Annotated in this window: 10 protein-coding genes; 9 read left to right on the top strand and 1 reads right to left on the bottom strand. The window is 56.9% G+C overall.

Annotated features, from left to right (window positions below; genetic code table 11):
• Nucleotides 1-10: 10 nt before the first annotated feature.
• The 5 genes from rpsF to FYZ48_RS13350 all read left to right on the top strand — a co-directional run bounded on the left by rpsF (nucleotide 11) and on the right by FYZ48_RS13350 (nucleotide 5238).
• The gene (gene rpsF, locus FYZ48_RS13370) at nucleotides 11-427 is read left to right on the top strand and encodes a 30S ribosomal protein S6 (RefSeq protein ID WP_149341156.1); all 417 of its coding nucleotides are present in this window, start codon (nucleotides 11-13) and stop codon (nucleotides 425-427) included.
• 83 nt (nucleotides 428-510) lie between these two features.
• Nucleotides 511-999 carry a single-stranded DNA-binding protein gene (gene ssb / locus FYZ48_RS13365; RefSeq protein WP_149341154.1) on the top strand — a complete coding sequence of 163 codons (489 nt, stop codon included), beginning with the start codon at nucleotides 511-513 and terminating at the stop codon, nucleotides 997-999.
• A gap of 87 nt (nucleotides 1000-1086) precedes the next feature.
• Nucleotides 1087-1593 carry a 50S ribosomal protein L9 gene (rplI, locus tag FYZ48_RS13360; protein ID WP_145037632.1) on the top strand — a complete coding sequence of 169 codons (507 nt, stop codon included), beginning with the start codon at nucleotides 1087-1089 and terminating at the stop codon, nucleotides 1591-1593.
• Between the two features lie 180 nt (nucleotides 1594-1773).
• Complete coding sequence (dnaB, locus tag FYZ48_RS13355) at nucleotides 1774-3204, top strand: replicative DNA helicase (RefSeq protein ID WP_149341151.1); 1431 nt, start codon at nucleotides 1774-1776, stop codon at nucleotides 3202-3204.
• Between the two features lie 48 nt (nucleotides 3205-3252).
• On the top strand, nucleotides 3253-5238 hold the full coding sequence (locus FYZ48_RS13350) for a hypothetical protein (protein ID WP_149341148.1): 1986 nt from the start codon (nucleotides 3253-3255) through the stop codon (nucleotides 5236-5238).
• Between the two features lie 12 nt (nucleotides 5239-5250).
• Here the strand turns inward: FYZ48_RS13350 and pruA are convergent, their stop codons facing one another.
• On the bottom strand, nucleotides 5251-8262 hold the full coding sequence (gene pruA / locus FYZ48_RS13345) for an L-glutamate gamma-semialdehyde dehydrogenase (RefSeq protein ID WP_149341146.1): 3012 nt from the start codon (nucleotides 8260-8262) through the stop codon (nucleotides 5251-5253).
• 460 nt (nucleotides 8263-8722) lie between these two features.
• Here pruA and FYZ48_RS13340 point away from each other — a divergent pair, with 460 nt between their 5' ends.
• From FYZ48_RS13340 to FYZ48_RS13325, 4 genes are all read left to right on the top strand, one after another.
• The gene (locus FYZ48_RS13340) at nucleotides 8723-9592 is read left to right on the top strand and encodes an FAD binding domain-containing protein (RefSeq protein WP_149341144.1); all 870 of its coding nucleotides are present in this window, start codon (nucleotides 8723-8725) and stop codon (nucleotides 9590-9592) included.
• Nucleotides 9593-9664: 72 nt separating this feature from the next.
• Nucleotides 9665-10171, top strand: coding sequence for a (2Fe-2S)-binding protein (locus FYZ48_RS13335; RefSeq protein WP_145181349.1), 507 nt, complete (start codon nucleotides 9665-9667; stop codon nucleotides 10169-10171).
• Entirely contained in the window at nucleotides 10171-12465 is a 2295-nt protein-coding gene (locus tag FYZ48_RS13330; RefSeq protein ID WP_149341142.1) for a xanthine dehydrogenase family protein molybdopterin-binding subunit, read from the top strand. Before FYZ48_RS13335 ends, FYZ48_RS13330 begins: the two co-directional genes overlap by 1 nt.
• A gap of 16 nt (nucleotides 12466-12481) precedes the next feature.
• Nucleotides 12482-12745, top strand: a complete 264-nt coding sequence (locus tag FYZ48_RS13325) for a MoaD/ThiS family protein (RefSeq protein ID WP_149341140.1) — start codon at nucleotides 12482-12484, stop codon at nucleotides 12743-12745.
• Nucleotides 12746-12845 lie beyond the last annotated feature (100 nt).

Below are 12845 nucleotides of genomic sequence, written 5' to 3'. Positions count from 1 at the left end.
AAAAGCGGTTATGGTTAATTACGAAGGTATGTTCCTGCTGGACAGCGGCAAATTTGCTGCAGATCACGAAGGAACCATTGCACACGTTCTGGAAATTCTGTCAAAAGCCGGTGCCGAAATCGTTGCTCACCGTCCCTGGCAGGATGGTAAGCTGGCATACGAAATCGATGGCCACATGAAAGGCCTGCACTACCTGGTGTATTTCACCATGCCTGGTAGCGGAATGGATGTTATCACCCGTTCCTGTCACCTGAGTGACATTGTGATTCGCCAGATGGTCATCAAGCAGCCTCAGACACTGTTTGATGCCATGGTTTCTGCCATCGATCCTTCCGCTGCACCAGAAACGGTTGGCGAAAGCAGCGATGATAGCGTCGACTACGATGCTCTCAACGACGACGATGATGACGACGACAGTGACAGCTAAGACGTCTGCATCTGGAGTCTGGAGCTGAAGAGGGCTCCAGGAAAGTTACCCGATTAAGTCATTCAAACTCACGGAGGCCGTTGATGGCCAGTTTCAACAAAGTCATCCTGGTAGGAAATCTGACTCGCGATCCGCAGGTGCGATACACGCCTGGAGGAAGTGCGGTTGCGGAAATTGGTCTGGCAGTGAACCGAAGCTGGTTTGATAAGAATTCCAATTCCCGGAAGGAAGAGACAACGTTTGTGGATGTGACCCTGTGGGGACGCACCGCAGAAGTTGCCAGCGAATATCTGACCAAGGGGCGTTCGGTGCTGATCGAAGGGCGTTTGCAACTGGATCAGTGGGATGACAAAGAATCGGGCCAGAAACGCAGCAAGTTGAAAGTGGTTGGCGAAAACATGACCATGCTTGGCGGACGTGGCGATGGCCCCGGAGGCGGTGGTGGTCCCAGCGGCGGCGGTGGCGGCGGTTATGGCAGCCGCGGCGGTTCCTCGCAGGGTGGTTCCTCCAGCCCGGCAGACTCCTTTTACGATTCACCAGGTGGAATGCCCGACGACGACGTGCCTTTCTAAGTGAAGGCCGTTTCAACGGAGCAGCACAACGAGTCAATTTTTATTCAAAACGATAGTAAAAACTGAAAATTACGGAAGTGATTGATAATGGTTCGCAAACAACGTAGCACCTCTGTGGTCGGTAGTTCCAAGTCATCTATCGAGGTTTTGCTGGCAGAAAATGTCGACAACCTCGGTGAGCAGGGTGACATTGTGCGGGTCAAACCCGGCTATGCCCGTAACTTCCTGCTGCCTTACGGCATGGCCACCATTGCCACTGAGCACAACAAGCGGATGGTGACACAGCACCAGAAGAAAGTGGCCGAGCTGGAAAAAGAGCATCTCAAATCGCTCAAGGGTCTGGCAGACAAAGTCAGCAAGCACAGCGTCACCATGGAAGCCAACGCCAACGAAGAAGGTCACCTGTATGGTTCGATCGTGGCTGTTGACATCAGCAAGTCCCTCAAGGAGAGCGGCTTCGAAGTCGATGCTGAAGCGATTCGCCTGGAAGGTCCGCTGAAAGAGCTCGGTATGTATACCGTCAAGCTGCAGCTGCACGAAAAGGTGAAGACCGAAGTCAAAGTCTGGGTCGTACCGACTGCAGAAAAAAGCTAACCCGTTTCGGCAGCAGGGCTGTCGAACTGCGTCATAAAAAACGAAGAGGTCCGGTTATTGCCGGACCTCTTTTGTTGTTATATGATGACGCCTGCAACACGACGTGCATTCACCCGGAGCTGAACGGGGGCTGCGTCGTGTGTTTTCATTTCATTGAGTCAAACGTTCCAGGGGATGGTCATGTCAGTTGCGGGCAAAGGAAATTTTCGCCGTCCAAAGCAGGAGTCTGTGGAAGAGCTGTTCGGTAAAGTGCCGCCACAGAACCTGGATGCAGAGAAAGCCGTGCTGGGCAGTATTCTGCTCGACAACGTGGTCATTGACGACCTCGTGCAGATTGTCAAAACCAACCATTTCTACAGCGATAAAAACGCGCGGATCTTTGCTGCGATTCTGCGCTTGCACGATGCCGGCGTCCGCGGGATTGACGCGGTGACGGTGGCCGAAGAGCTCGACTCCAAGGGAGAGCTGGACGAGGCCGGCAATGTGATGTACCTGCATGAGATCCTGGAGAGCGTCCCTCACGCGGCGCACGCGGAATACTATGCGAACATCGTGCGGGACAAATCGGTTCAGCGGGAACTGATTCACTCGTGTACCGAAATCATTCGGGAAAGCTATTCACCGCAGGGCGACACTCTGGAGGTGTTAAACAAGGCCGAGCAGAGTATCTTCAGTATTCTCGAATCGCAGGGAGAAGGGGATAAGATCGACATCAAGGACATCCTGATGGATGCCTTTGACCGGATCCACGAGCGAACCCAGAAAGAGGGATCACTGACCGGAACCACGACCGGGTTCGTCGACCTGGACGAACAGATCAACGGTTTTCAGCCTTCCGAATTGATCGTCCTGGCGGCCCGTCCTTCGATGGGGAAGACCGCGCTGGTCTGTAACTTCGCGGAAGCCGCCGCCGACGAGGGGGGCGTGGCGACGATTATCTTCTCTCTGGAACAGTCAAAGCTGGAACTGGCAGAGCGTCTGTTGTGTATCCGCTCGGGGGTGAACGGTCACGCGCTGCGTGCCGGGGACCTGGAGGATGACGAGCGGCACCGGTTGCTGGAGGCCTCTTCCCAGATCAGCGAGATGCCTCTGTTTATCGACGATAAGCCGGGGCGGACGATTCAGGAAATCAGTGCGATTTGCCGGCGTTTGAAGCGGTTGAGCAACCTGGGGCTGATTATCATCGATTACCTGCAGCTGATTGAACCGGAAGACAAGACGATGCCCCGTGAACAGCAGATCGCGGGGATCACGCGGCGTCTGAAGGGGCTGTGTAAGGAATTGAATGTGCCGACGATTGCCCTGGCCCAGTTGAACCGCGGTGTGGAGTTGCGTGAAGACAAGCGTCCGCGTCTGGCTGACTTGCGAGAAAGTGGAGCCATCGAACAGGACGCCGACCTGATCATGTTCCTGCACCGTCCTGACGCTTATGATCCGGAAGACCATCCGGGTCTGGCAGAAGTGGTTGTGGCCAAGCACCGTAGTGGTCCGACCGGGATTGTGAACCTGACGTGGCTCCGTGAATCAATGCGGTTCGGCAACTACACGAACCTGGATGTCCCTGAAGGGGGCTACATGGGAGATGATGGCGGAGGCGGCGGATTCGGTTAAACGCGCCTGGCTGCCACCGGTAATTCTGAAAACTGAGGAGGAGATGAAATGCGATCGACCTCTGAGTTGAAGTTGCGTGGCGTGGTGAAGTTTCTGGTGCTGTTGACGATCAGCGTCGCTGCTGTTTCCAGGATGCAGCCCGCTTTCCCGGCAGAGGAGTCTGACACGCAGGCGCTGCCCGGGAAAATTGAGCCGCCATTTGCCTGGAACCGGACCGATCAGTATGTGCCTCCCGATTTCGAAGCGTTTTTCCCGGATGACAAGGCAGCGGGCGCGCAACTGGACCAGATGATCGAAGGCAAGCTGAAGGTCTCCAGCATCGATGAGCGTCTGGCTTTGATCCGGCGTGGACTGCGGAACTGTTCACATCATCGGACCACACTGCTGGGACAGGTGGGGAACCAGTATATCTGGAATCGCAAAGAGCAGGATCCGAGGGCGATCGAACTGATGTATCACGCGAGTGTCAGTGACCTGCCCGGTGTTGCGCACTCTGCTCTCTATCATGGCCCAATGGTGGTCTCGGATCGTTCGGCAAATCTGGTGCGGATGCTGATGGAGCAATATCCTCAGATGCCCTGGCATGAGAAACACCGGATTGCCTGGGGGATGCGGACCTATGGCGACAAGGAGCAGACGCGAAAGCTGCTGTCAGGGCTACTGGATGATCACAGTCAGTTGAACGATCTGACGGTGGGAGCGACACTGGAGACCTGGCAGGCGGTGTTTGAGACCGATCCGCCTGGGTTAGAGCGGTTTGATGACCTGGGCCTGTGGATCATTGCTTTTCATCGGCCTGATGTTTCTGCGACACATCCCCGGGCTGCGGAGATTTTGCGTAAAATGGTGATGAAACCATTCGGGACTCGGCAGGATGCGGTACTGGCTTTTCTCACCCGGGTCGATGAGGGATATGAGACAGCCATCGTGCTGGTGAAGGGGTTGAAGAACCGTCGACTGCTGGAATATATCATTTCGAAGCGAATGCACCTCGAGCTGGACTGCAATGAGCTGTTCACGGCGTTGGTGTTACAGACGCGACGGCTGAATGAGCTGGCTCGCTTTCTGCCTGAGGGAAGCCCCCGGAGTAATCTGCCTGACTACACACGTCCTCCTGTGGGTGCGACATATGCGTATGAGGCGGCGGAATATGTGGCTCCTGATTATGAAGCCTATTTCGCGGATGATCCGGCAGCAGGCAAACAGCTGGATGATGTCTATGCGAAACGGGATCAGTTGAACCTGACTGATGCGGAACTGCTGGAACTGTTTCGTCAGGGTCTGCGGCATTCGAAGCATTCGAGGTATTCACCCAATCACATGATTGGCTGGATTTCAAGTGCACTGGGCTGGCCGCGCGATCCTCGACTGACGGAGATTTTTTATCAGGCACTCGATCCGACAGGACCACCCGGACTGCGCTACGCGGCGATCTATCATGGCTTTGGCCCGGGAACGAAGAAGACGAAGAATGTGCTGCGGGCGTTATTTCATGTCTATATGGCGCCCCCCTTTGATGCCACGACCAATCACAATATGCGCACGCGGATTCTGTGGGGTATGGGAAATCATGAGGATGACAAGTATTACCTGTCGACACTGTTTGCCCAGGCATTACGCGAACATGAACAGTTGACGGAAGTTGCATTGGGGCAGGCAGTCAGTGCTTACCGGCAGTTGACCGGATCGGAGCCACCCAATGCGGAGGATTATGCGTCCCGTGGAGTGTACGTGGTTATCTGCAGTGGTCGACCGGCGAGAACCCTGGAGGAGGCAGAGCAGTTGGTTTCCCGCCGCCTGGGGAAAAACGAGCATGTCATTCTGACGCAGGGGCTGGATGAGAAGGGGGAGAAGAATGTGATTGTGCTTGTGCGCGGACGTGCCGGCTTAGACTGGCTGGTCGAGAATCTCAAAGCCGAGCCGCATTTGCCGATCTATTTTGCCGGCCTGTTGACGCGGGAGATGATCGAGCGGGGCAAGTACTTCAAAGGCTTTGAAAAATATCTTCCCGCGGAAGGACCGCGGGAAGAGTAGCGTAAAAGGCGGTTATTCTGCTTCGTCTTCCGCAGCAGCATCGGGGGCGAAGCCGCGACGCATGGTGTTTTCGGTGACGTTGACCGGAACGAGGAACTGCAGCAGATAGTCGGGGCCGCCAGTCTTGCTGCCGATGCCGGACATCTTGAAGCCGCCGAACGGGTGGCGTTCGACCATGGCGCCGGTGATGTTCCGGTTGAGGTAGATGTTGCCGGCTACGATTTCCATGCGTGCCTTGTTCAAGTGGGCGGGGCTGCGACTGAAGACGCCTGCCGTGAGGGCGTAAGGCGTATCGTTGGCGATGGTAATCGCTTCGTCAAAGTCGTCTGCCTTGATGACGGCGAGGACGGGGCCGAAGATTTCTTCCTGGGCGATCTGGCAGGTGGAATCGACGTCGGTGAAGATGTGCGGGCCTACGTAGTAGCCTTCGTCTTCCAGGTCGGAGGTGTCACAGGCCAGGGCGAGGGTGGCTTCTTCTTTGCCGATCTCGATGTACTCCAGAATCCGCTGGTGGGCTTCTTCATCGATGACCGGGCCGACGACGGTGCCGGGATCTTCCGCGGGGCCGATCTTGAGGGCCTTGGTGGCTTCGACCAGGCGGCTGACGAAGGTGTCGTGAATCGATTCGAGCACGATGACGCGGGAGCAGGCCGAACATTTCTGGCCGGCGTAATTGAAGGCGGAGTGGATCACGCCGAGGACCGCTTCGTCGAGGTCGGCGTCGTCGTCGACGATGATCGCGTTCTTGCCTCCCATTTCCGCGATGACCCGTTTGACCATCTTCTGGCGGGTATCGGTATCGGAGGCGGATTCGTTGATCGCCAGGCCGACATCGCGTGAGCCGGTGAAGGTGATCATTTCCACGTCGGGGCTGCCGACCAGTTCGGGGCCGACTTCTTCACCGATGCCGGGGAGGAAGTTGACGACACCATCGGGGATGCCTGATTCGTGGATCACGTCCATCAGCTTGGCGGCGACAATCGACGATTGTTCTGCTGGTTTCATGACGACCGTGTTGCCTGTGACCAGGGAAGCGACAGTCATACCGGTCAGGATCGCGAGTGGGAAGTTCCAGGGGGCGATGACAGCTACGGTGCCGCGGGGACGGTAGAAGTAGACGTTCTCTTCACCGGGGACGTCACAGTGCAGCGGATGAGCCAGGCGGCGCATCTGGTTGGCGTAGTACATGCAGAAATCGATGGCTTCGACGACATCGCCGTCCGCTTCTTCCCAGGGTTTACCGCATTCAAAGACGATCCAGGCGGCCAGTTCGAAACGACGGCGACGCATGTTGGCGGCGATCAGTTCCAGGTATTCGGCGCGGTACTGGGGTTCGGTGCGCGACCAGGCGGGGAAGGCACGCCGGGCGGCATCGATGGCGTCGATGGCGTCGTCCGCGGAGGCGGAGGAGACGGTGCCCAGTGAATCGGACTTGTGAGAGGGGTTTCGCGAAGTGATCGTGGCTTTGGTGTCGATCGCGCGGCCGTTGATCAGCAGCGGGTATTCTTTACCGAACTGGTCTTCGACTTCTTCCAGAGCCGCCTGCATTTTCGTACGGGATTCTTCGAGGCTGAAATCGGTGAGCGGTTCATTCTGGAAGCCGTCGGCGTCTTCTGCCGGTTTCTGTTTGGTGGCGGTTTTCGCATGTTCGGACGGGTTCATCATCAGGGTCTCCAGGTTGACGTGCTCGGTAAAGCTTTGTCGAAGGAATGAATCGTTAGAGGTGTTTTCCAGCAGGCGGCGGACGAGGTAAGCCATGCCGGGAATCAGTTCGCCGAACGGCGTGTAAATGCGGACGCGATGCCCCAGCTCCGCAAAGACCTGGGCCTGTTCCTTGCCCATGCCATACAGCATCTGGATTTCATAAGCGGAAGGGGGAATGTCCAGTTCGTGGGCCGCGGCGATGGCGTGCGCCAGACTGCGGAGGTTATGACTGCCAAAGGCAGGTCGGAGCCACTGATGGTTTTCCAGCAGGACCTTGGTCAGTTTTTCGAAGTTGGCGTCCGATTCCCATTTCTGCTGGAATACGGGGATCGGCCAGTTGCGGTAGCCGGAAACGATGGTTTCGTAATCCCAGTAGGCACCTTTGACGAGGCGGATCCAGATCGGTGCTTTGCGTTTTTTGGCCCACTTGAGCAGGTCCTGCAGATCCTGTTCGGCGGCCGGCTGATAAGCCTGTATTACGATGCCGACGTTGTCGAAATCGCGGAATTCTTTTTCCATCAGCGTCTGCTTGAAGATTTCCAGCGTCAGCGGCTTGTAGGAGTTCTGCTCCATATCGACGTGCAGGTAGGCGTCGTACTTCATCGCCTGTCGGAGCAGTTTCCGCAGACGGGGCTGGACGACGGCCATCGTGCCAACCGGGTCGGTGGGCTTGAACTGGCTGCACAGGGCAGAGAGCTTGATGGAAACATTGGTGCGGGGCAGGTGTCCCTGGCTGTCCCAGTCGAGCTGCACATTTTCAGACCATTTCCGCACGCGGGGTGCGAGTCCGGAGATCAGATCCAGGTAGGACTGCAGATAGGCTTCGGCTTCGACTTCGCTGATGACCGCTTCGCCCAGCAGGTCGAGGGTGAAGGCGAAGTTCTCGCTGCGGAGGCGGTCGACGGTGTAGTGGATCTCTTCGACGGAAGAACCCGCGATGAAGCGGCTGGCCATGCGGCGGGCATTGGAGCGGGCGTTCAGGGCCAGGGCACGTCCGAGGACGGAATTCGGTTGCGAAAGTTCCAGACCGATGCGGGCCGCCCAGGGAAGATGCTTGCGGACATCTTCAAAATATTCCTGCAGGTGCCGTACGATGGAGTCGTGCGAGCGGAGCATGGGAAGCACGTCGACAAAGCGGAACATCTGCACTTTGACGGATTCGTCGGCCATCGCCCAGGAGGGGATGCGATCGTCCCACCAGCGCTTTTCGAACATGGTCGGCTCGCGCCGTTCCAGGTGCCCCCAGATCTGCTCACCGAGATCCCGGGTGCGCTGTTCGATTTGTTGATTCAGATCAGAAGACGATTTTTTACGTGCCACTATATATAACCTGCCTCTGAGTGCTCGAGGCACTATCTCTGGTAGATGGAATTTGTTTCAGAGACCATTGGCTGATGGTGTTTTTCCGGATTGCGGGTCCAGATTGATGACATCCTGTCAGCAATACTCTTACGTCAACGGTGCCTGCGACGTTGGAGCCGCCGGAACTGTTCACTGCGAAGCAGGTTAACAAATCCGCAAAGGCGTGGTAAGTGTGTCGGGTCGCTCAATCGGAACTTTTCTCCGCTGGCGGACGGGAATCGGGCTTGTCAGACCGGCCTGAGACTTTATTCTAAAGGAAATTATAAAAATGGGAAATCGGGCGGCTGTTCGACTTTGGTTGCATTGATGTTAAATGACCTGTGACTGATAATAGACGGTAAGACAAACTCACTCAGCGAGTCGAGTGCGGCTGCGAATTGAGCAAGATCAAGACAATTTGGAGAGGGACCAACCTGCGATGCGTGATTTTGAATACGAAGCACCTGTTTCCCTGGCTGATGCCGTCGGGTTATTGGCCAAAAGCAATGGAAATGCCCGCCCGCTGGCAGGGGGAACCGACCTGATCGACCATGTCCGCACCGGCCGGTTGACGACCGATCTGATTGTCGATTTGAAGAAGATTCCGGAACTGATGGCGCTGGAGCTCAACGATGACGGGCTCCGCCTGGGAGCCGCGGTTCCCTGTTACCAGATTTACGGCCACCAGGGGATCGTCGATAACTACTCCGCGATCACTGACAGCAGTCATATTATCGGCGGCATGCAGATTCAGAACCGGGCCAGCGTCGGGGGGAACCTGGCGAATGCCGGTGCTGCCGCGGATTCAACACCCGCGTTAATCGCTCTGGAAGCCACCGTCGTGATTGCCGGTCCTGATGGGACCCGCGAAGTCGCGGTCGAAGATTTCTGTACCGGGCCGGGCCAGAATGTGCTGGAACCGGGGGAGATCATTGTGGAACTCCGCTTCCCGGCTCGTCCTGCTCACAGCGGTTCGCATTACCGACGATTCATTCCCCGGAATGAAATGGATATTGCCGTCGTGGGAGTCGGGGCCTCCGTGGTTCTGGATGAGAGTGGCCAAAACTTCGTTTCGGCCCGCATCGGACTGGGGGCTGTTGCTGCGAAACCGTTCCTGTGTCAGGAAGCGTGTGATGCACTGGCAGGTCAGCCGGTGAATGATGAAACCATCAAAAAAGCGGCGGACGCAGCGAAGTCGGTCGTGCATCCGATTACCGACATGCGGGGCACCGAAGAATTCCGCATTCATGTGACCGGCGTGTTGACCGAACGTGTCATCAAACAGGCGGTGGAACGTGCTCGGGGATGATTCGTTTCTGCGAAGCGAAAACTCTCTCTTAAAAACTGAATCCCAACTGAAATTTTTAATAAGGACACTTCGATGGCGAAGAAACGGATCGTAACCGCGACTATCAATGGCCGTGAAGAGGAGTTCCTCTGTCAGCCTCGACAGACCTTGCTCGAAGTCTTACGCAATACACTCAACCTGACCGGTGCCAAAGAAGGTTGCTCCAACGGCAACTGTGGTGCCTGCTCGGTCGTGATGGACGGGAAAGCCGTCAATACCTGTATGGTTCTGGCGGTCGAAGCCGAAGGGACCGAGATCGAAACCATCGAAGGGCTCGCCCCCGGTGATGGTCTGGATCCGCTGCAGGAAGCCTTTCTGGAAAATGCAGCGCTGCAGTGCGGCATCTGCACCCCGGGCTACATCATGTCTGCCAAAGCGTTTCTGGATAAGAACCCCAACCCGACCGAAGAGGAAATTCGCTTCTCGATGGCGGGCAATCTGTGTCGCTGCACCGGATACGACAAGATTGTGCGTGCGATTCAGCAGGCTGCGGAAGTACGATGTGGACAAGCTGCCTCATGTGAAAAGGAGACGGTCTAATGGCGACAATCGATGAAACCAAAACAGATGCAGGCAGTGGTGATGCTCCCAAGTACAAAGTGATCGGCACGCGTCCGATTCGTCACGACGGGGCCGACAAAGTTACCGGTCGTGCGTTGTACGGCGCGGACATCAAGGTCAAAGGGATGATCTACGGTGCGATTCATCGCAGCCCGCACGCTCATGCCGTGATCAAGTCGATCGATATTTCCAAGGCGGAAGCACTGCCCGGTGTTCGCGCTGTGGCGACGAGTGCCGACATGCCCGAGCCCGGTGATAAAATTGCAGAACTCGGCGAAGGGGCCGTGAATCTGAATCACCTGAGCAGCAACAACCTGGCCCGTACCAAGGTGCTCTACAAGGGGCATCCCATTGCTGCGGTCGCTGCCGACAATATTCACATCGCACAGGAAGCAGCCAGCCTGATTGAGGTCGAGTACGAAGTGCTGCCTCCGGTGATGGACGTGCTGAAAGCGATGGAAGACGATGCTCCGGTACTCAACCCGGATGTGCATACCGAAGAAGCCGTTTCGGGAGAAATGGGCGACAAGCCTTCGAATATCGCCAAGCATCTCGTTTATGAAAAAGGGGATATCGCCAAAGGTTTCGCGGATGCGAAATACGTCGTGGAAAAAGAATTCCGTACCGCGACCGTGCACCAGGGTTACATCGAACCTCACGTGGCGACCTCGCTCTGGAACAACGACGGACAGATTACCGTCTGGACATCGACCCAGGGAACGTTCTCTGTTCGTCAGCAGGTTGCTGAACTGCTGGACGTGCCGCTGGCACGTGTGAAAGTCGTGCCGATGGAAATCGGTGGTGGCTTTGGCGGTAAGATTTCGGTCTACCTCGCACCGGTGGCAGCCGTGCTGTCCCGCAAGTCAGGGGCTCCGGTGCAACTCGTGATGGACCGGGCTGACGTGCTGCAGGCAACCGGCCCGACTCCGGGTTCTTACATTAAAGTCAAAATGGGAGCCGATGCCGACGGCCGCATTACCGCCGCCGAAGCCTGGATGGCTTACGAAGCGGGCGGTTATCCCGGTTCGCCGATCGGGGCCGGCTGCATGTGCGTCTTCTCCTGCTACGATGTGCCCAACGGCCGCGTGGAAGGCTACGACGTCTGCGTCAACAAGCCACGGACAAACGCCTATCGGGCTCCCGGGGCGACCAACGCTGCGTTTGCGACAGAAACGGTCGTCGATGAACTGTGCGAACAGATCGGAATGGCACCGATTGATTTCCGTCTGCTGAACGCTTCGAAAGAGGGAACCCGGCGGATCGATGGCGTGACTTATCCCCGCATCGGTCTGGTGGAAACACTGGAAGCGATCAAAAACAGTGAGCACTTTAATTCAGCCCTGGAAGGGGACAACAAAGGCCGCGGCATTGCCTGTGGTTTCTGGTTCAACGCCGGATTGAAGTCGGCTGTGACGGCGACCGTGAACTCAGATGGTTCAGTCGGTCTGCTCGAAGGTTCGACCGACATCGGCGGTTCGCGTACCGCGATCGCGATGCAGTTTGCGGAAACACTGGGAATCGCCGCGGAAGACATCAAGCCGGCTGTGGTCGATACCGACAGCGTGGGTTACACCGACGTGACGGGCGGCAGCCGTGTGACTTATGCGACCGGTTGGGCCGCTTATGAAGCAGGGAAAGACCTGCAGCGTCAGATCGTGGCTCGCGCCGCTGAACTATGGGAAGTCGATCCGTCTGCTGTCTCTTATGAAGATGGTTGCGTCGTCGGTCCTGACAAGCGGGTGCCGTTCAAAGAGATTGCCATCGAGTTGAGTCTGACCGGCGAACCGCTGGTCGGTCGGGGCGTTTCCAATCACAACGAGCCCGGCGGTGCCTTCGGTGCCCACGTGGTCGATGTGGAAGTCGATCCGGATACGGGTAAAGTCGATATTCTGCGTTACACCGCTGCCCAGGACTGCGGAACGGCCATCCATCCCGCTTATGTCGAAGGACAGATCCAGGGTGGTGCCGTGCAGGGGATTGGCTGGGGGTTGAATGAAGAATACTGGTATGACACGGAAGGCAGCATGCGGAATGCCAACTTCCTCGATTACCGGATTCCCACCTGTTACGACCTGCCGATGATCGAAACGATCATCGTGGAAGTGCCGAACCCCGGTCATCCGTTTGGTGTGCGTGGCGTTGGGGAAGTTCCCATCGTACCGCCGCCGGCCGCGCTGGGAGCCGCGATTCACGAAGCAGTCGACGTGCGGATGTACGAGCTGCCGATGTCGCCGCCACGCGTGCTGCACGAACTGTTGCAGAAACAGTCCTGAAGTAAAGGAGGCCCTGATGCCTCGCCTGTTTGTTCCTCCCCTGCTCAGACCATTCTGTGAGGGGGAGGAAGAAGTGGTTGTCGACGGGAGCACCGTGCTGGAAGCGGTGCAGTCCCTCAATGCTCAATATCCGGGAACGCTGGAGCGGCTCTGTCCTGACGGGAAGCTGCGCCCCGGAATCGCGGTGACCGTCGATCAGAATGTGACTCCCCGGGGGCTGGCGCAGAAGGTGTCACCCGAGAGTGAGATTCATTTCCTGCCCGCGATTGGTGGCGGGTGAGCAAGCAGCTCTTTCTATCAGACAGGGTGAAACTATGAAAGAAGGTCGAGCCGGTGGTGGTATTCTTTAACGCGTGGTAAACATAGTTTGTTACAACCTT

Source organism: Gimesia chilikensis (assembly GCF_008329715.1).
GTDB classification, from domain to species: domain Bacteria; phylum Planctomycetota; class Planctomycetia; order Planctomycetales; family Planctomycetaceae; genus Gimesia; species Gimesia chilikensis.
This window is presented reverse-complemented; position numbering and strand designations above follow the sequence as displayed.

What these genes read in the sequence shown, in the direction of transcription:
- FYZ48_RS13330 (WP_149341142.1), top strand. Translation starts at nt 10,171, where the DNA reads ATGGCGACAATCGATGAAACCAAAACAGATGCAGGCAGTGGTGATGCT.
- ssb (WP_149341154.1), top strand. Translation starts at nt 511, where the DNA reads ATGGCCAGTTTCAACAAAGTCATCCTGGTAGGAAATCTGACTCGCGAT.
- FYZ48_RS13350 (WP_149341148.1), top strand. Translation starts at nt 3,253, where the DNA reads ATGCGATCGACCTCTGAGTTGAAGTTGCGTGGCGTGGTGAAGTTTCTG.
- rplI (WP_145037632.1), top strand. Translation starts at nt 1,087, where the DNA reads ATGGTTCGCAAACAACGTAGCACCTCTGTGGTCGGTAGTTCCAAGTCA.
- FYZ48_RS13340 (WP_149341144.1), top strand. Translation starts at nt 8,723, where the DNA reads ATGCGTGATTTTGAATACGAAGCACCTGTTTCCCTGGCTGATGCCGTC.
- rpsF (WP_149341156.1), top strand. Translation starts at nt 11, where the DNA reads ATGGTTAATTACGAAGGTATGTTCCTGCTGGACAGCGGCAAATTTGCT.
- FYZ48_RS13325 (WP_149341140.1), top strand. Translation starts at nt 12,482, where the DNA reads ATGCCTCGCCTGTTTGTTCCTCCCCTGCTCAGACCATTCTGTGAGGGG.
- FYZ48_RS13335 (WP_145181349.1), top strand. Translation starts at nt 9,665, where the DNA reads ATGGCGAAGAAACGGATCGTAACCGCGACTATCAATGGCCGTGAAGAG.
- dnaB (WP_149341151.1), top strand. Translation starts at nt 1,774, where the DNA reads ATGTCAGTTGCGGGCAAAGGAAATTTTCGCCGTCCAAAGCAGGAGTCT.